Origin of the sequence: Streptomyces sp. NPDC001594, from assembly GCF_042893675.1 — a bacterium.
GTDB lineage: Bacteria > Actinomycetota > Actinomycetes > Streptomycetales > Streptomycetaceae > Streptomyces.
In genome coordinates this window covers 260,562-287,492 of record NZ_JBIAVB010000009.1, presented here as the reverse complement: position 1 = coordinate 287,492, position 26,931 = coordinate 260,562, and the positions used below count along the sequence as shown (strand labels likewise).

Below are 26,931 nucleotides of genomic sequence, written 5' to 3'. Positions count from 1 at the left end.
TGAGGAACAGAAACCCAGATGACGACCGATGTGAACAAGCTCCGCGACTACCTCAAGCGCGCCACCGTCGACCTGCGGCACGCGCGCCGGCGACTGCGCGAGGCCGAGGGCAGGAACCGCGAGCCGATCGCGATCGTGGGCATGAGCTGCCGCTTCCCCGGCGGCGTCGAGTCCCCCGAGGACCTGTGGGACCTGGTCGAGGCGGGCCGCGACGCGATATCCGGCTTCCCCACCGACCGGGGCTGGGACCTCGACGCGCTGTACGACCCGGACCCCGAGAACCCCGGCACCACCTACACCCGCGAAGGCGGATTCCTGCACGGGGCGGCCGGGTTCGACGCCGCCTTCTTCGGGATCGGCCCGCGCGAGGCCCTCGCCATGGACCCCCAGCAGCGGCTGATCCTCGAAGCCTCCTGGGAGGCGGTCGAGCGCGCCGAACTGGACCCGCAGTCCCTGCGCGGCAGCCGCACCGGCGTGTTCGCCGGAGTCATGTACCACGACTACGTCTCCCGCCTGCCCGCCATGCCCGAGGGCATCGAGGGGTACGTCAGCACCGGCAACACCGGCAGCGTGGTCTCCGGCCGCATCGCCTACACCCTCGGCCTGGAGGGGCCGGCCGTCACGATCGACACGGCCTGCTCCTCCTCCCTGGTGGCGCTCCACCTGGCCGTCCAGGCCCTGCGGCAGGGCGAATGCGACCTCGCCCTCGCGGGCGGCGTCACCGTGATGGCCGGCCCCACCACCTTCGTGGAGTTCAGCCGCCAGCGCGGGCTCTCGCCCGACGGCCGCTGCCGGGCGTTCTCCGCGGCGGCCGACGGCACCGGCTGGTCCGAGGGCGTCGGCATGCTGCTCGTCGAGCGCCTCTCCGACGCGGTCCGGCTCGGCCACCCGGTACTGGCCGTGGTCCGCGGCTCCGCCGTCAACCAGGACGGCGCCAGCAACGGCCTCACCGCCCCCAACGGGCCCGCCCAGCAACGGGTCATCCAGCAGGCCCTGGCCAACGGCCTGCTGTCCCCGTCCGACGTGGACCTCGTCGAGGCGCACGGCACCGGCACCACCCTCGGCGACCCGATCGAGGCCCAGGCCCTGCTCGCCGCCTACGGCCGGGAACGGCCCGGCGACCGGCCCCTGTGGCTGGGCTCCGTCAAGTCCAACCTGGGGCACACCCAGGCCGCGGCCGGTGTCGCGGGCGTCATCAAGACGGTGCAGGCCCTGCGCCACGGCATCCTGCCGAAGACCCTGCACGCGCAGGAGCCGACCCCGCACGTCGACTGGTCCTCGGGGGCCGTCTCGCTGGTCACGGAGAACGCCGCCTGGCCCGAGACGGAACCGGGCCGCCCCCGCCGCGCGGCCGTCTCCGCCTTCGGCGTGAGCGGGACGAACGCCCACGTAGTCCTCGAACAACACCTCCCCACCGACACCCCGCCCCCCGCCAGCCCGAGCACCCCCACCGCCACGGCACCCGCCACGGCGACGGCCGACGGCACCACCGGGCGAGCCCCGGCGACAGCCGACGGCGCCCCGACGGAGCACCCCCCGGCCACCACCGAGCGGCCCGAGCGCGCCGACACCGCGCACGCCCCGGCCACCGCCGATCAGGCCGCCGCCCCCGCCGGGCGGCCCCCGGCCACGGCTCAGGGCGCGGGCACCGCGCACGACTCGGCCGCCACCGATCAGGCCGCCGCCCCCGCCGAACGAGCCCCGGCTACGGCCGAGGGCGCGGGCACCGCGCACGACTCGGCCGCCACCGATCAGGCCGCCGCCCCCGCCGAACGAGCCCCGGCTACGGCCGAGGGCGCCGGCGCCGCGCAGGCCCCGGGCTCCGCCGGCGAGTCCACCGCCGGGCAAGCCACGGGCAGCGCCGCGCACGCCCCGGGCTTCGCCGATGGTGCCGCCGCCATCGCCGACCGGGCCACCGCCGCGGCCGCCACCGTCGGCAGTGCCGCCGTCACGGCCATCGCCGGCCGTGCCACGACCCTCGGCCATGCCATCGCCGACCGCGCCGGCACCCTCGGCTCCGCCATCGCCGACCGCGCGGCGGCCCTCGTCGGCAGCGGCGGCTCGCCGGACGGCGGACGGCGTCCCCCGCTCATCGCCTGGCCGCTCTCCGCCAAGACCCCGGCTGCCCTCGCCGCGCAGGCCGCCCGGCTCCGTGCCCACCTGGCCGCCCTGCCCACCGCCCCGGCGGCCGTCGACATCGCCCACTCCCTCGCCACCACCCGCACCGCCTTCGCCCACCGCGCCGTCCTCCTCGCGGCCGACCGGGCGGGCCTGGACCGGGCCCTGGACTTCCTCGCCGACGCGGCCGCCGAACCCGGCGCACCCGCCCCCGAGGGCACCGACGTGGTGCGCGCCGCCGCCACCGACACCCTCCGGCCCGCGTTCGTCTTCCCCGGCCAGGGCTCCCAGTGGGCCGGCATGGCCGTCGAACTCCTCGACACCGCCCCCGTCTTCGCCGCCCGCGTCCGCGCGTGCGAGGAAGCCCTCGCCCCGCACGTCGACTGGTCGCTGACCGAGGTCCTGCGCGGCGCCCCCGGCGCCCCCGGCTTCGACCGGGTCGACGTCGTCCAGCCCGTCCTGTTCGCGGTGATGGTCTCGCTGGCCGAACTCTGGCGCTCCTACGGGGTCGAGGCCTCGGCCGTCGCCGGACACAGCCAGGGCGAGATCGCCGCCGCGGCCGTCGTCGGCGCGCTCAGCCTGGAGGACGCCGCCAAGGTCGTCGCCCTGCGCAGCCGCGCCCTGACCGTCCTGTCCGGCCGGGGCGGCATGCTCTCCGTCTCCCTGCCCCTGGACCGGCTCACCCCCCGCATGGCCGCCTGGGGCGAGCGGCTGTCCGTCGCCGCCGTCAACAGCCCGTCCTCCATCGTCGTCTCCGGTGACGGCGACGCCCTCGCCGAGCTCCGCGACGCCCTGCACGCCGACGGGATCCGGGCCCGGCTGATCGCCGTGGATTACGCCTCCCACTCCGCGCACGTCGAAGAGGTCCGCGAACAGGTCCTCGAAGCGCTCGCCGACATCACCCCCCGCGCCTGCGAGGTGCCGTTCTACTCCACCGTCACCGGCGGCGCCCTCGACACCGACCGGCTCGACGCCGACTACTGGTACCGCAGCCTGCGCCACACCGTCCGCTTCGACGAGGCCACCCGCGCCCTCGTCCGCGACGGACACGGCGCCCTCATCGAGGTCAGCGCCCACCCGGTGCTGACCGTCGGCATCCAGGAGACCCTCGACGACCTGGGCGGCTCCGCCGTCGCCCTCGCCACCCTGCGCCGCGGCGAAGGCGGCACCGCCCGCTTCCTGCGCTCCGCCGCCGAGGCCCACGCCCACGGCGTCGCCCTCGACTGGCCGGCGGTCCTGGCCGCCCCGGACGCCCGCCGGATCCCGCTGCCCACGTACGCGTTCCAGCACGAGCGCTACTGGCTGGACGCCCCGCGCACCCCGGCGGACGCGGCCGGCCTGGGCCTCGCCCCGGCGGACCACCCCCTGCTGGGCGCCGTCACCACCCTCGCCGACGCCGACGGCCTGCTGCTGACCGGCCGGCTGTCCACGCACACCCACCCCTGGCTGGCCGAACACGAGGTGCTGGGCGCGGTCGTCCTGCCCGGCACCGCCTTCGTCGAGCTCGCCGTCCGGGCGGGCGACCACCTCGGCTGCGACCACCTCGCCGAACTCACCCTCCAGGCACCGCTGGTCCTGCCCGAGCAGGGCGGCGTCCTCGTCCAGGTGGCGGTCGGCCCGGACGACGGGTCCGGCGACCGGCGCTTCGCCGTCCACTCCCGCCCCGACACGGCGGCCGTCGAAGAGGCCTGGACCTGCCACGGCACCGGCGTGCTGAACTCCGCCCCCGGCACCCCGCCCCCCGGACCGGACGCCGACTGGCCGCCCGCCGGCGCGGCCCCCGTCGACCTCGGCGGCTTCTACGCCGGACTCGCCGCCCGCTCCTTCGCCTACGGCCCCCTCTTCCAGGGCCTGCGGGCCGCCTGGCGCCTCGGCGACGAGGTGTTCGCCGAGGTCGCCCTCCCCGAGGACGCCCGCGCCGACGCCGGCCGGTACGGGCTGCACCCGGCCCTGCTGGACGCCGCCCTGCACGCCGTCGGCTTCGGCCCGCTCGGCGACATGGGCACCGGACGGATGGCCTTCTCCTGGGAGGACGTACGCCTGCACGCCACCGGAGCCACCCGGCTGCGGATCCGGCTGGCCCCGGCCGGCACCGACACCGTGACCCTGACCGCCTCGGACGACACCGGCCGGGCCGTGGCCGCCATCGGCGCCCTCGCCTTCCGGGAGGTCCACGAGGAACACCTGCGGGCCGCGCTCACCGACCACCACCCCTCCCTCTACCGGGTGGACTGGCCGGCGCACCCCCTCGCCGACACCGCGCCCCCCGCCGGGCCCTGGGCCCTCATCGGCAGCACCCCCGGAGCCGGACCCGGGGAGACGGCCCTCGCCGAGACGGCCTTCGCCGAGACGGCCTTCGCCGAGACGGCCCTCGCCGAGACGGCCCTCCGGGAGACCGCCGACGCCCTGGCGAGCGGCGGCGCCGGGCCCGACGTCCACCCCGACCTCGCCGCCCTGGCCGCGGCCGTCACCGCCGGCGCTCCCGTCCCCGCGACCGTGACCGCCGTCCTGCCCACGACCGCCGGCGGGGCCGGTGCCGACACCGTCCGCGAGACCGCCCGGCACGCCCTGGCCCTGCTGCGGGACTGGCTGGCCGACGACCGGTTCGCCGCCTCCCGGCTGGTGTTCCTCACCCGCGACGCCGTCGCCGCCCCCGGCGAGGACCCCGACGGCACCCCGGACACCCGACCCGACCACGCCCCCGTCTGGGGCCTGGTCCGCTCCGCCCAGTCCGAACACGCCGACCGGCTCGTCCTCGCCGACACCGACGGCACCCCGGACTCCCTGCGCCGCCTGCCCGCCGCCCTCGCCACCGGCGAACCCCAACTGGCCCTGCGGGAGGGCCGGATGACCGTCCCCCGGCTGGCGCGCGTCCCCGTCGCGGCCGAGCCCGCCACCACCCCCGCCCTCGACCCGCAGGGCACCGTACTGATCACCGGCGGTACCGGAGCCCTCGGCCGCCTCGTCGCCGCCCACTTCATCACCACCCACGGCGTCCGCCACATCCTCCTCACCAGCCGCCGCGGCCCCGACACCGAAGGAGCGGCCGCACTCCAGGAGGAGCTCACCGCACTCGGTGCGACCGTCACCGTCGCCGCTTGCGACGCCGCCGACCGGGACGCCCTCGCCGCCCTCCTCACGGCCATCCCCGCAGACCGCCCGCTCACCGCCGTCGTCCACGCCGCCGCCGTCGTCGCCGGCGGACTCGTCGACACCCTCACCCCGCACGACCTCGACCTGGTCCTGCGCCCCAAGGTCGACGCCGCACTCAACCTCCACGAACTGACCCGCGGCCTGGACCTCGCCGCCTTCGTCCTCTTCTCCTCCCTCGCCGGCACCCTCGGCGGCGCTGGACAGGGCGCCTACGCCGCGGGCAACGCCTTCCTCGACGCCCTCGCCCACCAGCGCCGCGCCCAGGGCCTGCCGGCCTCCGCCCTCGCCTGGGGCGTCTGGGACGAACGCGGCGACCAGACCCAGCTCGCCGACGAGGACCTGCGGCGCATGGCCCGCGCCGGACTCGTCCCGCTCACCGCCGACGAGGGCCTGCGCCTCCTCGACACCGCCCGCACCCTGGACGACGCGGCCCTGGCCCCCGTACGCCTCGACCTGCCCGCACTGCGCCGCCAGTCGGCGAGCCCCGTGCCCGCCCTGCTGCGCGCACTCGTGCGGACCCCCGCCCGCCGTGCCGCCCTGAGCGGCGCTCCCGGCCCCGGCGGCCTCTCCGCCGAGCTGTCCCGGCTGGCGTCGCTGCCGCCCGCCGAGCGCGAGGACACCGTGCTCACCCTCGTACGCAACCAGGTGGCCGCCGTCCTCGGCCACACCACCCCCGAGGCCGTCGACCCCGGCCGGGCCTTCCGCGAGCTGGGCTTCGACTCGCTGGCCGCGATGGAACTGCGCAACCGGCTGTCCGCCGCCACCGGCGTCCGCCTGCCCGCCACCGCCGTCTTCGACCACCCCACCCCCGCCGCCCTCGCCGCCCACCTCCTGGACGAGATCCCCGGCGGCCACCCCGGCACGGCCGTCGTCACCGCCGCGCCCGCCACGCCCGGCCGCACCCCCGCCACCGGCGCCGAGGAACCCGTCGCCATCGTCGCCATGAGCTGCCGGCTGCCCGGCGAGGTCCGCGGTCCCGAGGACCTCTGGAACCTCCTCGCCGAAGGCACCGACGCCATCACCGGCCTGCCCGTCAACCGGGGCTGGGACCTCGACGCGCTCTACCACCCCGACCCCGACCATCCCGGCACCAGCTACGTCAGGGAAGGCGGGTTCCTGCACGACGCGGACGGGTTCGACCCCGAGTTCTTCGGGATCTCCCCCCGCGAGGCCCTCTCCATGGACCCCCAGCAGCGGCTCCTGCTGGAGACCTCCTGGGAGGCGTTCGAGCGCGCGGGCATCGACCCGGCCACCCTGCGCGGCACCCGCACCGGCGTCTTCGCCGGCACCAACGGCCAGGACTACGCGCTCGGCCTCTCCCCGGAACAGGCCGAGGGCATGGAGGGCCACCTCCTCACCGCCAACTCGGCCTCCGTGGTCTCGGGCCGGGTGGCCTACACCTTCGGCCTGGAAGGCCCGGCGGTGACCGTCGACACCGCCTGCTCCTCCTCCCTCGTCGCCCTGCACCTGGCCGCCCAGTCCCTGCGCCGGGGCGAATGCGACCTGGCGCTCGCGGGCGGGGTCACCGTCATGTCCACCCCGGGCGCCCTCATCGGCTTCAGCCGCCAGCGCGGACTCGCCCCGGACGCCCGCTGCCGCGCCTTCGCCGCCTCGGCGGACGGCACCGGCCTCGCCGAGGGCGCGGGCGTGCTCCTGGTGGAACGGCTCTCCGACGCCCGCCGCAACGGCCACCGGGTGCTGGCCCTCGTCCGCGGTTCCGCGATCAACCAGGACGGCGCATCGAACGGCCTGACCGCCCCCAACGGGCCCGCGCAGCAGCGGGTGATCCGCCAGGCCCTCGCGGACGCGGGGCTGTCCGCCGCCGACGTGGACGTGGTCGAGGCGCACGGCACCGGCACCACCCTGGGCGACCCCATCGAGGCCCAGGCCCTGCTCAAGGCCTACGGCACCGGCCGCGCGGCCGACCGGCCGCTGTGGCTGGGCACGGTCAAGTCCAACATCGGGCACACGCAGGCCGCCGCCGGTGTGGCGGGTGTGATCAAGATGGTCGAGGCGATGCGTCACGGGGTGCTGCCGAAGACCCTGCACGTGGACGAGCCGTCGCCGCACGTGGACTGGTCGGCGGGGGAGGTGCGGCTGCTGACCGAGGCCCGCGAGTGGGCCGTCGACGGCGAGCGTCCGCGCCGGGCGGGTGTCTCCTCGTTCGGCGTCAGCGGCACCAACGCCCACGTCCTCCTCGAAGAGGCCCCGCTCGGCAGCGCCCCTACCGCCGAGGCGGCCGGCAGCCCGGACGGGACCCCCGCCCCGCTGCCCGTCCCCTGGCTGATCTCCGCCAAGGACGAGAACGCCCTGCGGGCCCAGGCGGAACGGCTCCTGGCCCACGTCCGGTCCGCCGACCGGCCCGACACGACGGACATCGCCCTCTCCCTGGCGACCACCCGCGCCGCCTTCCCGCACCGCGCGGTCATCACCGGCCAGGACCGGGACGACCTCCTGCACGCCCTGACCACCCTCGCCCGCGGCGATACCCCGGGCCCGGAGACCGTACGCGGCACGGGGGCGACGGGGACCGCCGGACGCACGGCGTTCCTGTTCTCGGGGCAGGGGAGCCAGCGGCTGGGCATGGGGCGTGAACTGTGCGACGCCTTCCCGGTGTTCGCGGCCGCCTTCGACGCGGTGTGCGCCGCTCTGGATCCGCACCTGGAACTCCCCTTGCGGGAGGTGGTGTTCGGTGAGGATGCGGGGCTGTTGAACGAGACGCGGTTCACTCAGCCGGCGTTGTTCGCGGTCGAGGTGGCGTTGTTCCGGCTGGTGGAGTCCTGGGGTGTGCGTCCCGACTTCCTGGCGGGGCATTCGATCGGTGAGTTCGCCGCGGCCCATGTGGCGGGCGTGCTGTCGTTGGAGGATGCCGCCAGGCTGGTAGTGGCGCGTGGTCGCTTGATGCAGGCGCTGCCGTCGGGTGGTGTGATGGTCGCCGTCCAGGCCTCCGAGGAGGAGGTACGACCTCTTCTGGCCGGGCTGGAGGACCGTGCGGGCATCGCCGCCGTCAACGGGCCCGCCGCCGTGGTGGTTTCGGGCGCCGAGGACGCGGTGGCATCGGTCGTGGACCAGCTCACGGCCGACGGCCGCAAGACGAAGGCCCTGACCGTGTCGCACGCCTTCCACTCCCCGCTGATGGACCCGATGCTCGACGCCTTCCGGGAGGTCGTGGAATCGGCCACGTTCGAAGCGCCGAAGGTCCCGGTCGTCTCCACCCTCACCGGCCGGACCGTCGCCGCCGAGGAGCTCTGCTCGGCCGACTACTGGGTGAGGCATGTCCGTGAGGCAGTCCGCTTCGCCGACGCGGTGACCAACCTCGCCGCCGAAGGGGCCGCCGCCTTCCTGGAGATCGGGCCCGGCGGCGTCCTGACCGCCCTCACACGGGAACTCCTCGACGAGCGGCCCGTCACGGCCGTCCCCGCCCTGCGCGGCGACCTCACGGAGAGCCTGGCCGTCACCACCGCCCTCGCCCTCCTCCACGTCCACGGCACCCCCGTCGACTGGGAGGCCGTCTTCGCCGGACGCGGCGCCCGCCGCGTCGACCTCCCCACCTACCCCTTCCAGCACCAGCCGTACTGGCTGGTCCCCGCCGGCCCCCGGGAGACCGGCGCCCGGACGGCGGACCCGGCCGAGGCCGCGTTCTGGGACACCGTCGAGAGCCAGGACCTGGCCGCCCTCGCCGAACGGCTGGAGGTCACCGGAGACTCCCCGCTCAGCTCCGTACTGCCCGCCCTGTCCCAGTGGCGCCGACGCCAGCGCAGCCGTTCCGCCGTCGACTCCTGGCGCTACCGGATCGACTGGCAGCCCCGCACCGGCGCCCGGGACACCACCGAACTCGCCGGCACCTGGCTGCTCGCCGTCCCCGACGGCGGCGAGGACGGCCCGACGGCCACCGCCGTCTCCGACGCCCTGTCCCGCCACGGCGCCCAGGTCGCGCTGGTCCCCGTACGCACCGACGAGACCCGTGCCGCACTCGCGGCCCGCCTGCGCCGCGCACCCGAAGGGGCGGCGCCGGCCGGAGTCCTGTCCCTCCTCGCGCTCACCGACGGACCCCACCCCGACCACCCCCACCTCCCCGCCGGACTGGCCCTGACCACCCTGCTGGTCCAGGCCCTGGGCGACGCGGAGACCACCGCACCGCTCTGGTGCGCCACCCGCGGCGCGGTGGCCGTAGGACGCTCGGACACCCCGGCCGCCCCGGAGCAGGCCATGGTCTGGGGCCTCGGCCGCTCGACGGCACTCGACCATCCGGACCGCTGGGGCGGACTCGTGGACCTGCCCGCCGCCCTCGACGAGCGGGCCGCCCACCGCCTGGTCTCCGTCCTCGCGGACGAGGAGGGAGGCGAGGACCAGGTCGCGGTCCGGGCCTCCGGTATCTTCGTCCGCCGCCTGGCCCGCGCCCTCGCCGTCGCCCCGGCCCCGTCGGCTTCGGCGGAGAGGACCTGGCGGCCGCACGGCACCGTCCTGATCACGGGCGGCACCGGGGCCCTCGGCGCCCACGTCGCCCGGCACCTGGCCCGCGGCGGCGCCGACCACCTGGTGCTCACCAGCCGGCGCGGCCCCGACGCCCCGGGAGCCCGTGAACTCGCCGCCGAGATCGAGGAACTGGGCGCCCGCGTCACGCTCACGGCCTGTGACCTCACCGCCCGGGAGCAGCTGGCGGAGCTCCTCGGGACCCTCTCGGAGGACCCCCACCCGCTCACCGCCGTCGTCCACGCGGCCGGCCTGCCGCAGTTCACCCCGACCGACACCCTGACCCCGGCCGACCTCGCCGCGGTCGTCGCCGCGAAGGCGGCCGGCGCCCGCCACCTCGACGAACTCCTGGCCGACCGGGACCTGGACGCCTTCGTCCTGTTCTCCTCCGTCGCCGCCACCTGGGGCAGCGGCAGCCAGGCCGCCTACTGCGCCGCCAACGCCCACCTCGACGCACTCGCCGAACAGCGCCGCTCCAGGGGACTGGCCGCGACCGCCGTCGCCTGGGGCCCCTGGGCCGACGCCGGCATGGCCGGCGGCGAGGAGGCCGAGGCCCACCTGCGCCGACGCGGACTGCCCGCCATGGCCCCGGACACCGCGATCGCCGCACTCCAACGGGCACTCGACCTGGACGAGACCACCGTCGTCGTCGCCGACGTCCACTGGGACCGGTTCGCGCCCGCCTTCACCCTCGCCCGCCCCAGCGCCCTCCTCGCCGACCTGCCCGAGGCCCGTACGGCCCTCGCCGCCACCGGCCCGGCGGGGGACGGCGCGGGCACGGCCGACGACGCGGCGCCCTCCCGTGCCGCCGGACTCGCCGCGCTCCCCGCCACCGAGCGCCACCGGGTGCTCCTGGACCTCGTCCGGGCCGAAGTGGCCCGGGCCCTGGGCCACTCGGGGCCGTCCGAGGTGGTCGCCGAACGCTCCTTCAAGGACCTGGGCTTCGACTCCCTCACCGGCGTCGAACTGCGCAACCGGCTGAGCGGCGCCACCGGGCTGCGCCTGCCCACCACCCTGGTCTTCGACCACCCCAACGCGGACGCCCTCGCCGCGTTCCTCTCCTCCGAGGCCTCCGGCCACGCACCGGCCGCCCGGCCGACGGACGGCCCCGGAGCGGCCCGGCCCACCGGGTCGGACGGCGCCGACGAGCCGATCGCGATCGTCGCCATGGGCTGCCGCTTCCCCGGCGGGGCCAACTCACCCGAGGAACTCTGGCAGTTGCTCGTGGACGGAGTGGACGCCGTCACCCCGTTCCCCGCCGACCGGGGGTGGGACCTGGACTCCCTCTACGACCCGGACCCCGAGCACCCCGGCACCACCTACGTCGCCGAGGGCGCCTTCCTCCACGACGCGGGCCGCTTCGACGCCCGGTTCTTCGGGATCTCCCCGCGCGAGGCCCTCGCCATGGACCCGCAGCAGCGGCTGCTGCTGGAGACCGCCTGGGAAACCCTGGAACGAGCCCGCCTCGCCCCCTCCTCCCTGCGCGGCAGCCGCACCGGCGTGTTCATCGGCTCCGGCTACCAGGGCTACGGCGCCACGCCCGGCGACCTGCCCGACGGCGTCGAGGGGCACCTCCTCACCGGCACCTCCAGCAGCGTCATGTCCGGCCGCATCGCCTACGCCCTCGGCCTCGAAGGCCCCGCGCTCACGGTGGACACGGCCTGCTCCTCCTCACTCGTCGCCCTCCACCTGGCCACGCAGGCCCTGCGCCAGGGGGAGTGCGAACTGGCCCTGGTCGGCGGGGCGGCCGTGATGGCCGGCCCCAACGCCTTCGTCGAGTTCAGCCGCCAGCGCGGGCTGGCGGCCGACGGCCGCTGCAAGCCGTTCGCGGCGGCGGCCGACGGCACCGGCTGGGGCGAGGGGGTCGGCATGCTGCTCGTGGAGCGGCTCTCCGACGCCCGCCGCAACGGCCACCCCGTGCTGGCCCTCGTCCGGGGCTCGGCGGTCAACCAGGACGGCGCCTCCAACGGCCTGACCGCCCCCAACGGGCCAGCGCAGCAACGGGTGATCCGCCAGGCCCTCGCCAACGCCGGTCTGACCGCGGCCGATGTGGACGCCGTCGAGGCACACGGCACCGGCACGGCCCTCGGTGACCCGATCGAGGCGCAGGCCCTGCTCGCCACCTACGGGCAGGAGCGGGACGGGGGCCACCCGTTGTGGCTGGGCTCCCTGAAGTCCAACATCGGCCACACCCAGGCCGCCTCCGGCCTGGCGAGCGTGATCAAGACCGTGCTCTCGCTCCGGCACGGACTGCTGCCCAAGACCCTGCACGTGGACGAGCCCTCCCCGCACGTCGACTGGTCGGCGGGCGCGGTCCGGCTCCTCACCGAGCCGGTGACCTGGACGGACGCCGACCCCGCTCGGCCGCGCCGGGCGGCCGTCTCCTCCTTCGGAGTGAGCGGCACCAACGCGCACACCATCATCGAGCAGGCCCCGACGGCCTCCGAGGAGACGCCGCCCGAGGAAGCCGGGGGCCGCCCGGGCTGCCTGCCCTGGACCCTGTCCGGCGGTGATGAGGCGGCCCTGCGCGAGCAGGCGCGCACCCTCCTCGCCCATAGCCGCTCCCACCCCGGCCTCACCCCGGCGGACCTGGCCCTCTCCCTGGCCGCGACCCGCACCGCCCTGCCCCACCGCGCGGTGGTGCTGGGCACGACCACGGAGGAACTGGCCGCCGGCCTGGCCGCGCTGAGCCAGGGCGCGTCCGCACCGGACCTGGTCCGGGGTCGGACGGCGGCGACGGGCGGAGCCCGCACGGCGTTCCTGTTCTCGGGGCAGGGGAGTCAGCGCCTTGGGATGGGGCGTGAACTGTACGAGGCCTTCCCGGTGTTCGCGGACGCCTTCGACGCGGTGTGTGCGCACCTCGACGGACATCTGGAACTCCCGCTGCGGGAGGTCGTGTTCGGCGAAGACGCAGGCCTGTTGAACGAGACGCGGTTCACTCAGCCGGCGTTGTTCGCGGTCGAGGTGGCGTTGTTCCGGTTGCTGGAGTCCTGGGGTGTGCGTCCTGACTTCCTGGCCGGGCATTCGATCGGGGAGTTCGCCGTCGCGCATGTGGCGGGTGTGTTCTCGCTGGAGGACGCCGCGGCTGTGGTGGCTGCTCGGGGCCGGTTGATGCAGGAGCTTCCGTCGGGTGGGGTGATGGTCGCGGTCGAGGCGGCCGAGTCCGAAGTCGGTGAGCTGCTGGCCGGTTTCGACTCCGAGGTGGGTATCGCGGCGGTCAACGGTCCCACGTCGGTGGTGCTTTCGGGTGCCGGGGAGGCCGTCACGCGGCTGGTGGCGAAGCTGGCCGCCGACGGACGTAGGACCAAGGCCCTGTCGGTTTCGCACGCCTTCCACTCGCCCCTGATGGAGCCGATGCTGGGTGACTTCCGCAAGGCGGTCGAGGCGGTGTCCTTCGGGACCCCGTGCCTGCCGGTGGTCTCCACGCTCACCGGATCCCTCGTTCCGGCGGAGGAGTTCTGCTCCGTGGACTACTGGGTGCGCCACGTCCGTGAGGCGGTCCGTTTCGCGGACGCCGTCGAGGCCCTGGCGGCGGAGGGAGCGGGTGCGTTCCTGGAGGTCGGGCCGGGTGGTGTCCTGGCCGCGCTGGCCGCCGGAGTCCTCGACGACGGCCGGACGGCGGTCCCGGTGCTGCGGGGGGACCGGCCGGAGGAGACGGCCGTCCTGACCGCCCTGGCCGGGCTCCACGTGCAGGGAACCCCGGTGGACTGGACGGCCGTCCTCGCCGACCGGGGCGCCCGCCGGGTCGACCTGCCCACCTACGCCTTCCAGCGCGAGCGCTACTGGCTGACGGCGGCCCCCGCACCGGCCGCCGCCACGGCCCCAGCTACCGACCCCGCGGAGACGGAGTTCTGGGACACCGTCGAGAACGGGGGGCCGGAGGCCCTCGCGGAGCGGCTCGGGCTGGCGGCCGGGGCGCCCCTGGAGGTGGTGTTCGGGGCGCTCGCGGCCTGGCGCCGGGAAAGCCGGACCCGGACCACCGTCGACGGCTGGCGCTACCGGGCGGTGTGGCAGCCCCGCGCCGACCTGCCGGCCACCGCCCCGTCCGGCACCTGGCTGCTCGTGGCCCCGGACGCGGCCACCGCCGAGCCCTACGCCCGGATGCTCCGCGACCGCGCCGCCGAACCCCTCCTCGTCACGGTCACCGACCCCGGAGCCGACCGCGAGGCGCTCGCCACCCTGCTCAGGGACGCCGGAGCGCTGGACGGCGTACCGGCGGCCGGGGTGCTGTCCCTGCTGGCCCTGGACGAACGGGACCACCCGCCGCACCCCGGCCTGCCGTCCGGACTCACCGCCACCGTCGCCCTCGTCCAGGCACTCGGCGACCTGGAAGTCGGGGCACCGCTGTGGTGCCTCACCGCCGGAGCCGTGGCCGTCAGCGCCTCCCGGCCGGTCACCCGGCCGCTCCAGGCGCTGGTCTGGGGCCTGGGCCGCGCGGTCGCGCTGGAGGTGCCGAGCCGCTGGGGCGGCCTGATCGACCTCCCCGACACGGGTCGTGGCGGCGGCGCCCCCGACGAGCGGACGCTCGCCCGGCTCGCCGCGGCGCTCGGCGGAGCCGAGGGCGAGGACCAGCTCGCGGTCGGCGACTCCGGGACCCTGGTCCGCAGGCTGGCCCGGATGCCCCGCACCACGGCAGCCGCCGGCACCGGCGGCGGCTGGCGGCCCCGGGGCACGGTACTGATCACCGGCGGGACCGGCTCGCTCGGCGGGCACACCGCCCGCTGGCTGGCCGCGGCCGGTGCCGAGCACCTGGTGCTCACCAGCAGGCGGGGCGAGGACGCCCCCGGTGCCGCCGAACTCGCCGCCGAGCTGCGGGAGTCGGGGGTCCGGGTGACGGTCGCCGCGTGCGACGTCGCCGACCGGGCGGCCCTGGCGGGCGTGCTGGACACCCTGTCCGGGGACCCCGCCCCGCTGACCGCCGTCGTGCACGCCGCCGGTCTGCCGCAGTTCACCACCGTGGCGGAGACCACCCCCGGGGAACTGGCCGCCGTGGTCTCGGCCAAGGTGGCGGGCGCGGTCCACCTGGACGAGCTGCTCGCCGACCACGACCTCGACGCCTTCGTCCTCTTCTCGTCCGTCTCCGGCGTCTGGGGCAGCGGCAGCCAGGCCGCCTACAGCGCGGGCAACGCCTTCCTCGACGCGCTCGCCCAGCACCGCCGCTCCAGGGGACGGGCCGCGACGGCCGTCGCCTGGGGCCCGTGGGCCGAAGGAGGAATGGCCGCCGACGGCGGCGCGGAGGAGTACCTCCGGCGCAGCGGCCTGCCCGCGCTCTCCCCGGCCCTGGCGGTCTCGGCCCTGCGCCTGGCCATGGACCGGGGCGAGACCGCCGTGGTGGTGGCGGACGTCGACTGGCCCAGGTTCGCCCCCTCCTTCACCATCGGACGGCCCAGCCCCCTGCTCGCCGACCTGCCCGAGGCCCGGGCGGCGCTCGCCGCCACCGCCGAGGCCGACGAGGTCACCGCCGGCGGCGCTGCCGCCGCTGCCGCGGACCTGGTGCGGGAACTGGCCGACCTCGACCCGGACGACCGGCACGACCTGTTGCTGGACCTGGTCCGCAAGGAGGCGGCCGCGGCACTGGGCTACCCGGCCACGGACGCCATCGAGCCCGACCGGGCCTTCCGCGACCTGGGCTTCGACTCGCTCACCGCCGTCGAACTCCGCAACCGGATCGGCGCCGTGACCGGACTGAAGCTCCCCACCACCACGGTGTTCGACCACCCCACCCCGAGCGCCCTCACCGACGCGCTCCTGGACACCCTGCTGCCCGCCGACGCAGACACCGGCGGCAGCGACGACACCGACACCGACCCCGACACGGCAACCGAAGCCGCGATCGCGGACATGGACCTCGACCACCTCATCGAACTGGCGCTGGGCGACAGCGAAGCCTGATCAACGTCCCGAGTACGGAGCACATCATGACCACACCGAACGACGACAAGATCGTTCAGGCACTGCGCGCCTCCCTCCAGGAGACCGAGCGGCTGCGCCGCCAGAACCGCAAGATGACGGCCGAGGCCCGCGAGCCCATCGCCATCGTCGCGATGAGCTGCCGCTTCCCCGGCGGCATCGGTTCGCCCGAGGAGCTGTGGCGCCTCCTCGCGGACGGCGGCGACGCCATCTCCGGCTTCCCCGCCGACCGGGGCTGGGACCTGGACGCCCTCTACGACCCCGACCCCGACCACGCCGGCACCTGCTACGTCCGCCACGGCGGATTCCTCGACGGAGTGGGCGAGTTCGACGCCGCCTTCTTCGGGATCTCCCCCCGCGAGGCCCTGATGATGGACCCGCAGCAGCGGCTGCTGCTGGAGACCGCCTGGGAGGCGTTCGAGCGTGCGGGCATCGACCCGGCCACCCTGCGCGGCACCCGCACCGGGGTTTTCGCCGGCACCAACGGTCAGGACTACGCCCGTCTTTCCACCTCCCCCGAGGACTTCGACGGCTACCTGGGCACGGGCAACGCCGCCGCCGTGATCTCCGGCCGGCTCGCCTACACCTTCGGCCTCGAAGGCCCCGCCGTGACGGTCGACACGGCCTGCTCCTCCTCCCTCGTCGCCCTGCACCTCGCCGCCCAGGCCCTCCGCAAGGACGAGTGCACCCTCGCCCTGGTCAGCGGGGTGACGGTGATGTCCACGCCCGGCGCGTTCATGGAGTTCAGCCGCCAGCGCGGGCTGGCCGCCGACGGCCGCTGCAAGCCCTTCTCGGCCGCCGCCGACGGCACCGGATGGAGCGAGGGCGTCGGCATGCTGCTCGTGGAGCGGCTCTCCGACGCCCGCCGCAACGGCCACCGCGTCCTGGCCGTGCTGCGCGGGAGCGCCGTCAACCAGGACGGCGCCTCGAACGGGCTGACCGCCCCCAGCGGCCCCGCCCAGCAGCGGGTCATCCGCCAGGCCCTGGCCGACGCCCGGCTCACCCCGGCCGAGGTGGACGCCGTCGAGGCCCACGGCACCGGCACCTCGCTCGGGGACCCCATCGAGGCCCAGGCCCTGCTCGCCACGTACGGCCAGGACCGCCCCGCCGAGCGGCCGCTGCTGCTGGGGGCGCTCAAGTCGAACATCGGCCACACCCAGGCGGCGGCCGGGGTGGCCGGGGTCATCAAGATGGTCATGGCGATGCGGCACGGGTCACTGCCCGCCACCCTGCACCTCGACGAGCCCTCCCCGCACGTGGACTGGTCCGCGGGCGCCGTCCGGCTGCTGACCGAGGCCGTCGCCTGGCCGGAGACGGATGGTCCGCGCCGGGCGGGAGTCTCCTCCTTCGGGGTGAGCGGCACCAACGCCCACGTCATCCTGGAACAGCCGGCCCCCGAGCCGGCCTCCGAAGCCGCCGCGCCCGGCTCCGGAGCCGACCACGCCGCCGGAGCCCCCCGGACCCCGCTCCTGTGGTCCCTCTCCGCCCGCACCCCCGAGGCCCTGCCCGCCCAGGCCGGCCGGCTCCTGGCGTACCTCCGGGAACACCCGCACACCCACCCCGCCGACCTCGCCCACGCCCTCGCCACCACCCGCGCCCCACTGCCCCACCGCGCGGCCGTGGTGGGCCGGGACCGCGACGAGCTGCTGGCCGCCCTCGACGCCTTCGCGCGCCGGGAGCCGACGGGCCGCGCCTTCGAGGGCAGGGCCCGCAAGACCAAGACGGCCTTCCTCTTCTCCGGGCAGGGCAGCCAGCGCCTGGGCATGGGGCGTGAACTCCACGCCGCCTTCCCGGCGTTCGCCGAAGCCTTCGACGAGACGTGCGCGGCGCTGGACCCGCATCTCGAACTCCCGCTCCGGGAGGTCGTCTTCGGTGACGACGCCGAGCTCCTGAGCCGGACCGGGTACACCCAGCCGGCCCTGTTCGCGACCGAGGTGGCGCTGTTCCGGCTGGTGGAGTCCTGGGGCGTCCGCCCGGACTTCCTCGCCGGGCACTCCGTCGGCGAGTTCGCGGCGGCCCACGTCGCGGGCGTGCTCTCCCTCGACGACGCGGCCAAGCTGGTGGCCGCGCGCGGCCGGCTGATGCAGGCGCTGCCGCCGGGCGGCGTGATGGTGGCGGTCGAGGCCGCCGAGGAGGAGGTGCGCGCCCTGCTGGCCGGGTGCGCGGACCGGGCGGGCATCGCCGCCGTCAACGGGCCGCGCTCCGTGGTGGTCTCCGGTGCCGAGGACGCGGTGGCGCAGCTGGCCGGGACGCTCGCGGCCGAGGGCCGCAGGACCAAGGCCCTGACCGTCTCCCACGCCTTCCACTCCCCGCTCATGGACCCGATGCTCGACGCCTTCCGCGCGCTCGTCGAAACCGTCCCCTTCGCCGCACCGGCCCTGCCCGTGGTGTCCACCGTGACGGGTCGGCGCCTGACGGCCGCCGAACTGGCCGACCCCGCGTACTGGGTGGACCAGGTCCGCGCCACGGTCCGGTTCGCGGACGCCGTGCGGCACCTGGCCGACGCCGGGGCCTCTCTGTTCCTCGAGATCGGGCCCGGGGGTGTACTGTCCGGCCTGGCCCAGCCCCTGCTGGACGAGGACTCCGCGCACGCGGTACCCCTGCTGCGGACGGACTCCGCCGAGGACACGGCCGTCGTGTCCGCGCTGGCCCGGCTGCACGTCCACGGACACCCCGTCGACCCGACCGTCCTGTGCGCGGACCGCGCCGGCCGCCCGGCCCTCCACGACCTGCCCACCTACGCCTTCCAGCGGCGCCGCTACTGGCTGGAGTCCACGGCCTTCTCCGGCCGGACCGCCGCCGGCACCGACACCGCCCGGGCCGCGGATCCGGCGGAGGCCGGATTCTGGGACTCCGTGGAACGCGCCGACCTCGCCGCCTTCGCCGAGCGCCTCGGCCTCGCCGACGACGCGCCTCTCAGCTCGGTCCTGCCCGCCCTGTCCCTCTGGCGCCGCGACCACCGGGAGCGGTCCGCCCTCGACGGCCGCCGCTACCGCATCACCTGGCAGGCCGCCCCCGCCACCACCCCCGTGGACCTCGGCCCCGGCCACTGGCTGGCCCTCGTCCCCGCCGCCCGCCCCGCCGACGACCCGTGGACGGCCGGTGCCCTGCGGGCCCTGGAGGAACACGGCGCGACGGTGCGGCGGCTGACCGTCGAACCCGGCACCGGCCGGGAGGACCTCGCCGAGCTGCTGCGCACCGCCGCCAACGAGCACACCGTCGACGGGGTCCTGTCCCTGCCGGTCCTCGGAGAACAGCCCCACCAGGACCACCCCGCCCTGGCGGAAGGCATCGCCGCCACCCTCGCCCTCGTCCAGGCCCTCGGCGACGCCGGAGTCGACGCCCCCCTGTGGTGCGCCACCCGCGGTGCCGTCTCCACCGGTGCCTCCGACCCGCTGCGCAGCCCCCACCAGGCGGCCGTCTGGGCCCTCGGCCGGACCGCCGCACTCGAACACCCCGGACGCTGGGGCGGCCTGGTCGACCTCCCGGAGACGCTCGACCACCGCGCCGCCCGCCGGTTCGCGGCCGTCCTCGCGGGCAGCCACGCCGACGAGGACCAGCTGGCCGTGCGCGGCGCGGGCGTCTTCGTACGCCGTCTGCTGCGCGCCCCGCAGGAACGGCCGGGCACCCCCGAGAAGCCCTGGCAGCCGCACGGCACCGTCCTGATCACCGGCGGTACCGGAGCCCTCGGCGCCCACGTCGCCCGCTGGCTCGCCGGAGCCGGAGCCGAGCACCTCGTCCTCACCAGCCGCCGGGGCCCGGCGGCGGACGGCGCCGACACCCTCCGCGCCGAACTGGAGGAACTCGGCGCCCGGGTCACCATCGAGGCCTGCGACATGGCCGACCGGCAGGCCGTGGCCCGGCTGCTGGCCGGCCTCCCGCAGGAACACCCCCTCACCGCCGTCGTCCACGCGGCCGGCATCGGCACCCCGGCCATGCTGGCCGACACCACGGCCGAGGAGTTCGCCGCCGTCCTCGCCGCGAAGACGGCCGGCGCCCGGCACCTCGACGAACTCCTCGCGGACCGGGACCTGGACGCCTTCGTCCTCTTCTCCTCGATCTCCGGCATCTGGGGCGCGGCCGGCCAGGCGGCGTACGCGGTGGCCAACGCCTCCCTCGACGCCCTCGCCGAACACCGCCGGGCCCGCGGCCTGCCCGCCACCGCCGTCGCCTGGGGACCCTGGGCCGGAGGCGGCATGGTCGAGGACGGCGACGCCGAGGACCGGCTGCGCAAGCGCGGACTGCCCGCCCTCGCCCCGCAGTCGGCCCTCGCCGCCCTGCGCGCCGCCCTCGACCGGGACGAGACCGCGGTGACCGTCGCGGACGTCGCCTGGGAACACTTCGCCCCCTCCTTCACCCTGCTGCGCCCCAGCCCGCTGCTGAACGGGATCCCGGAGGCCGCCGCCGCCCTCGCCGAAGCGGCGACGGCCCCGGGGGCCGGCGGCCAGGGCGACGGCGAACTCCCCGAGTTCGCCCGCCGGACCGCCACCCTCACCGCTCCCGAGCAGGCCCGCGCCGTCCTCGCCCTGGTACGGGCGGAGGCCGCCGCGGTCCTCGGCCACCAGGACGCCGAAGCGGTCCCCGCGGACCGGGCCTTCCGCGAACTGGGCTTCGACTCCCTCACCGCCGTCGAACTCCGGGGCCGCCTCGCCGGGGCGACCGGGATCCGGCTCCCCGCCACCCTGGTCTTCGACCACCCGTCCCCGGCCGCCCTGGCCGACCACCTCCTCACCGAACTGACCACGGCCCGCACGGGCCATGCCGCCGCCCCCGCGCCCTCGGCCGCCGCCCGCACCGCCGCCGACGGCGAGCCCCTCGCGATCGTCGCCATGAGCTGCCGCTACCCCGGCGGGGTGCGCGGCCCCGAGGACCTGTGGGGGCTCGTCGCGGAGGGCCGCGACGCGGTCGGCGCCTTCCCCGCCGACCGGGGCTGGGACCTGGACTCCCTCTACGACCCCGACCCCGACCGGCCCGGCACCACCTACGCCAAGGACGGCGGCTTCCTCTACGACGTCGCCGACTTCGACCCGGCCTTCTTCGGGATCTCCCCGCGCGAGGCCCTCGCCATGGACCCCCAGCAGCGGCTGCTGCTGGAGACCGCCTGGGAGGCCTTCGAACGCGGCGGCCTCGACCCCACCTCACTGCGCGGCACCGACACCGGCGTGTTCATCGGCTCCGGCTACCAGGACTACGCCTCCCGCCTGCTGAGCGTCCCCCAGGACCTGGAGGGCTACATCGGCACCGGCAGCTCCGCCAGCGTGGTCTCCGGGCGCATCGCCTACACCTTCGGCCTGGAGGGGCCCACGCTCACCGTGGACACCGCCTGCTCCTCCTCCCTCGTCGCCCTCCACCTCGCCGCCCAGGCCTTGCGGCGCGGCGAGTGCGACCTCGCCCTGGCCGGCGGGGTGACCGTGATGTCCAGCCCCAACGCCTTCATCGAGTTCAGCCGCCAGCGCGGGCTGGCAGCCGACGGCCGCTGCAAGTCCTTCGCCGCCGGAGCCGACGGCACCGGCTGGGGCGAGGGCGTCGGCATGCTGCTCGTGGAGCGGCTCTCCGACGCCCGCCGCAACGGCCACCCCGTGCTGGCCCTCGTCCGGGGCTCGGCGGTCAACCAGGACGGCGCCTCCAACGGCCTCACCGCCCCCAACGGGCCAGCGCAGCAACGGGTGATCCGCCAGGCCCTCGCGGACGCCGGTCTGACCGCGGCCGACGTGGACGCGGTCGAAGCCCACGGCACCGGCACCACCCTCGGCGACCCGATCGAGGCGCAGGCCCTCCTCGCCACCTACGGGCAGGAGCGGGACGGGGACCACCCGTTGTGGCTGGGCTCCCTCAAGTCCAACATCGGCCACACCCAGGCGGCGGCCGGGGTGGGCGGCATCATCAAGATGGTCGAGGCCATGCGCCACGGCCTGCTCCCCAAGACCCTCCACGTGGACGAGCCGACCCCGCACGTCGACTGGTCGGCCGGAGCCGTCGAACTGCTCACCGAAGCCGTCGACTGGACGGCCGGCGCGGGACGCACCCGGCGGGCCGGGATCTCCTCCTTCGGGGTGAGCGGCACCAACGCCCACGTCATCATCGAGCAGCCCCCCGCCGAGTCCCCGGCCACCACCCCCGGCACCCGTCCCGAGCCGGCGCCGGTCCCCTGGCTGCTCTCGGGAGCCGGCCCCGAAGCCCTGCGCGAGCAGGCCGAACGCCTCCTCGACCACATCGAGCGCCACCCCGCACTGGACCCGGCCGACGTGGCCCTCTCCCTGGCCGGCTCCCGCGCCGCGCTGGAACACCGGGCCGCCGTCATCGGCACCCGACGGGAGGACTTCCTGCCCGCCCTGCGCGCCCTCGCCACGAACGACCCGGCCCCGGAGCCCGCCCCGGCCCTGACCGGCACGGCCGGCTCCCGGCCGGGGACCGCCTTCCTGTTCTCGGGGCAGGGGAGTCAGCGCCTTGGGATGGGGCGTGAACTGTACGAGGCCTTCTCGGTGTTCGCGGACGCCTTCGACGCGGTGTGCGCGCACCTCGACGGGCATCTGGAACTCCCTTTGCGGAAGGTGGTGTTCGGCGAAGACGCGGAGCTGTTGAACCGGACTGTCTACACCCAGCCGGCGTTGTTCGCCGTGGAAGTGGCCTTGTTCCGGCTGGTGGAGTCCTGGGGAGTACGCCCTGACTTCCTGGCGGGGCATTCGATCGGGGAGTTCGCCGCGGCCCATGTGGCGGGTGTGTTCTCGCTGGAGGACGCCGCGGCTGTGGTGGTTGCTCGGAGCCGGTTGATGCAGGAGCTTCCGTCCGGTGGGGTGATGGTGGCGGTCGAGGCGGCGGAGTCCGAAGTCCGTGAGCTGCTGGCCGGTTTCGAGTCCGAGGTGGGTATCGCGGCGGTCAACGGTCCTGCTTCGGTGGTGCTTTCGGGTGCCGAAGAGGCCGTCACGCAGCTGGTGACCAAGTTGGCTGCCGACGGTCGTAGGACCAAGGCCCTGACGGTTTCGCATGCGTTCCATTCGCCCCTGATGGAGCCGATGCTGGGGGACTTCCGCAAGGCGGTCGAGGCGGTGTCCTTCGGGACCCCGTGCCTGCCTGTGGTCTCCACGCTCACCGGATCCCTGGTCCCGGCGGAGGAGTTCTGCTCCGTGGACTACTGGGTGCGCCACGTCCGTGAGGCGGTCCGTTTCGCGGACGCCGTCGAGGCCCTGGCGGCGGAGGGCGCCGGTACGTTTCTGGAGGTCGGGCCGGGTGGTGTCCTGGCCGCGCTGGCCGCCGGAGTCCTCGACGACGGCCGGACGGCGGTCCCGCTGCTGCGGGGCGACCGGCCGGAGGAGACGGCCGTCCTGACGGCCCTGGCCGGGCTCCACGTGCAGGGCACTCCGGTGGACTGGACGGCCGTCCTCGCCGACCGGGGCGCCCGCCGGGTCGACCTGCCCACCTACGCCTTCCAACGCCGCCGCTACTGGCTCGAGACCCGGCCCGCCGCCGGGAACCTCGCGGGCGCCGGCCTGGCCCCCGCCGGCCACCCCCTCCTGGGCGCCTCCGTCGCCCTCGCCGACGGCGACGGCCTCGTCCTCACCGGGAGGCTCTCCCTCTCGGCCCAGCCCTGGCTCTCCGAGCACCGGGTCATGGGCGCGGCCCTGCTCCCCGGAACGGCCCTCGTGGACCTCGCGATCCGCGCCGCCGACGAGACGGGCTGCGACCGGGTCGACGAACTCACCCTCCAGACCCCCCTCGTCCTGCCCGCCCAAGGCGCCGTACAGCTCCAGGTCACGGTGGCCGGCCCCGAGGACGACGGGCGCCGGAGCGTCAGCGTCCACTCGCGGCCGGACGCAGCGGGCCCCGACGCCCCCTGGGCGACCCACGCCCTCGGCCTCCTCGCCCCGCCGGCCGACGACACCCTGCCCGCTCAGGACCTCTCGCAGTGGCCGCCCGCCGACGCCGAGCCCGTCCCCCTGGACGGCTGTTACGAGCGCCTGACCGAACTCGGCTTCGGCTACGGGCCCCTCTTCCAGGGGCTCCGCGCCCTGTGGCGGCGCGGCACGGAGGTGTTCGCCGAGGTTTCCCTCCCGCAGGACACCCCGGACGACGGCTTCGGCGTCCACCCGGCGCTGCTGGACTCCGCCCTGCACGCGGTCGGCCTGGGCGGGCTGCTGCCCGACACCGGCCAGGGCCGCATCCCCTTCGCGTGGAGCGGTGTACGGCTGGAGGCGACCGGCGCCACCGCCCTGCGGGTCCGGCTGACCACGCCCGCCCCGGACACCGTCTCCCTGACCGCCGCCGACGGCAGCGGCCGTACGGTCGTCTCCGTCGACTCCCTCGTCCTGCGGACCGTGACGGCGGAGCAGCTGCCCGCCGCCGGGGGCGTCGAGCACCCGGACGCGCTGTACCGGCTGGACTGGCCCGTCCTGCCGACGGCCCCGCACGACGTCCACCAGCACACCGCCGGCCCCCTCACCCGCGTCGCGGACCACGCGGGCCTGAGCGCCCTCCTGGACGCCCTGGGCGACGCCGGCCGGCCCGCGGACACCGTCCTGGTCCCCGCGCCGCGCGGCCCCCACGGCGCACCGGAGGCGGAGCGGGTCCACACGGTGACCCGGGAGGGCCTCGCCCTGCTGCGGACCTGGCTCGGCGACGACCGGACCGCCGGCTCGCGGCTGGTGCTGCTGACCCGCGGCGCCGTCGCCCCCGAACCGGGGACCACCGTCACCGACCCGGCCCACAGCGCCCTGTGGGGCCTCGTCCGCTCCGCGCAGTCGGAGCACCCCGGCCGCCTGGTGCTCGCCGACCTGGCCCCCGCGGCCGGGGACGCGGACGCGGAGGACCGGCTGTTGGCCGCCGCGCTGGCCACCGGAGAACCGCAGTTCGCGCTGCGCGGCACCACCGCCCACGTCCCCCGGCTCGCCCGCCGGACCCCCGCCGACGCGCTCACCCCCGCCCCGGGGACGGCCGGCTGGCGGCTGACCACCGGCGCCGCGGGCACCACCGGCGCCGCCGGAACCCTCGACGCCCTCGCGCTCACCGAGAACCCCGCGGCCACCGCCCCCCTCGGCGAGGGCCAGGTCCGGATCGCCGTCCGCGCCGCCGGCGTGAACTTCCGGGACGTCCTCATCGCCCTCGGCATGTACCCCGGCGACGCCACCCTCGGCAGCGAAGCCGCCGGCCTCGTCGTCGAGACCGGACCGGGTACCACCGGCCTGGCGGTGGGCGACCGGGTGTTCGGCATGATCCCCGAGTCCTTCGGCCCCCTCGCCGTCGCCGACCACCGCATGGTGGCGCGGATCCCGCACGGCTGGACCTTCGCCGAGGCCGCATCGGTGCCCGTCGTCTTCCTCACCGCCTACTACGCGCTCGTCGACCTGGCCGGCCTGCGGCCCGGACAGACGCTGCTCGTGCACTCGGCGGCGGGCGGCGTCGGCATGGCCGCCACCCAGCTCGCCCGCCACCTCGGCGCCGAGGTCTACGGCACCGCCGGGCCCGGCAAGTGGGCGGACCTGACGGCCGGGGGCGGCCCCGAAGCCGACCACCTCGCCTCCTCCCGCGACCTCCGCTTCGAGGAAAGGTTCCTCGCCGCCACCGGCGGCCGCGGCGTGGACGTCGTACTGAACTCCCTCGCCGGGGAGTACGTCGACGCCTCGCTGCGCACCCTCGCCGACGGGGGCCGCTTCCTCGAGATGGGCAAGACCGACGTCCGCGACCCCCGCCGGGTGGCCGAGGAACACCGGGGCGCCGCCTACACCGCCTTCGACACCATCGAAGCGGGCCCGGACCGGATCGGCGCCATGCTCCACGAGCTCGTCACCCTCTTCGAGTCCGGGGTCCTGCGGCCGCTGCCCCTCACCTGCTGGGACGTCCGCCGGGCTCCCGCCGCCCTGCGCCACCTGAGCCAGGCCCGGCACATCGGCAAGCTCGTCCTCACCGTCCCCGCCGCGCCCGACCCCGAGGGCACCGTCCTCGTCACCGGCGCGACCGGGGCGCTGGGCACGCTCGTCGCCCGCCACCTCGTCACCGCACACGGGGCGCGCCACCTGCTGCTCACCAGCCGGCGCGGCGCCGACGCCGACGGGGCCGGCACCCTGCGCGAGGAACTCCTCGCCGCGGGCGCCGAGACCGTCACCCTCGCGTCCTGCGACACCTCCGACCGGGAGGCGCTCGCCGCCCTCCTGGCCGCCGTTCCCGCCGGCCGGCCGCTGACCGCCGTGGTCCACGCCGCCGGAGTCCTCGACGACGGACTGGTCACCTCCCTCACCCCGGACCGGCTGGAGGCCGTCCTGCGACCCAAGGTGGACGCGGCGCTCCACCTGCACGAACTGACCCGGGGCACGGACCTGTCCGCCTTCGTGCTGTTCTCCTCGGTCGCCGCGACCCTGGGCAGCGCGGGACAGGGCAACTACGCCGCCGCCAACGCCTTCCTCGACGCCCTCGCCCAGCGCCGCGCCGCCGCCGGCCTGCCCGCCACCTCCCTGGCCTGGGGGCCGTGGGCCGACCGCGGCATGGCCTCCGGCATGGACGCGGCCGGGCAGGACCGGATGGCCCGCTCCGGGCTGGTCCCCTTCCGGCCGGACGAGGGCCTCGCGCTCTTCGACGCGGCCCGGGCGGGGGAGCAGGCCGTCCCCGTACCCGTACGCTTCGCCGCCGCGGCCCCGGCCGCCGCGGGCCCCGACGCCGAACGGGCCGTACCGGCGGTGCTGCGCGGCCTGCTGCGCCCCGCCGCCCGGCGCACCGTCCGGGAGGCCGCGCCCGGCGGCGGCCCGGACGCCCTGCGGGAGCGGCTGGCCCGCCTGTCCGGGCCCGAACGGGACGGCGCGCTGCTCGACCTGGTGCGCACCCAGGTGGCGGCGGTCCTCGGCCTCGGCGGCCCCCGGGAGGTGGACCGGGAGCGGGAGTTCAAGGTGCTGGGTTTCGACTCCCTGACCTCGGTGGAGCTCCGCAACCGGCTGAACTCCGCGACCGGACTGCGGCTCCCGGCCACCCTCGTCTTCGACTGCCCCACCCCCGCGGCCCTCGCCGCCCGCATCGGCGCCGACCTCGCGCCGCAGGAGGACCGGGCCCCGTCGGCCGTCTCCGTCTTCGGGGAACTCGACCGGCTGGAGCAGGTCCTCGCCACCGTCGGGGCCGACGACGCGCTCGTCCGCTCCCGGATCAGGACCCGCCTGCACGGGGTGCTCGCGGCCTTCGCCGAAGGCACCGCCCCCGACCCCGGCGAGACGTCCGACGAGCGGCTGGCGAGCGCCACCGTCGACGACATCTTCGCCCTCATCGACCAGGAGCTCGACGGCTCCTGAGCACCCGGACGGG

General features: G+C 76.3%; 2 protein-coding genes. Both read left to right on the top strand.

The window, feature by feature from the left end; all coding sequences use genetic code 11:
* Positions 1 to 18: 18 nt before the first annotated feature.
* Complete coding sequence (locus ACFY0O_RS20180) at positions 19 to 15,636, top strand: type I polyketide synthase (RefSeq protein ID WP_388948157.1); 15,618 nt, start codon at positions 19 to 21, stop codon at positions 15,634 to 15,636.
* The gene (locus ACFY0O_RS20175) at positions 15,633 to 26,918 is read left to right on the top strand and encodes a type I polyketide synthase (RefSeq protein ID WP_388948238.1); all 11,286 of its coding nucleotides are present in this window, start codon (positions 15,633 to 15,635) and stop codon (positions 26,916 to 26,918) included. The genes ACFY0O_RS20180 and ACFY0O_RS20175 overlap by 4 nt, the downstream gene beginning before the upstream one ends.
* Positions 26,919 to 26,931: the final 13 nt, after the last annotated feature.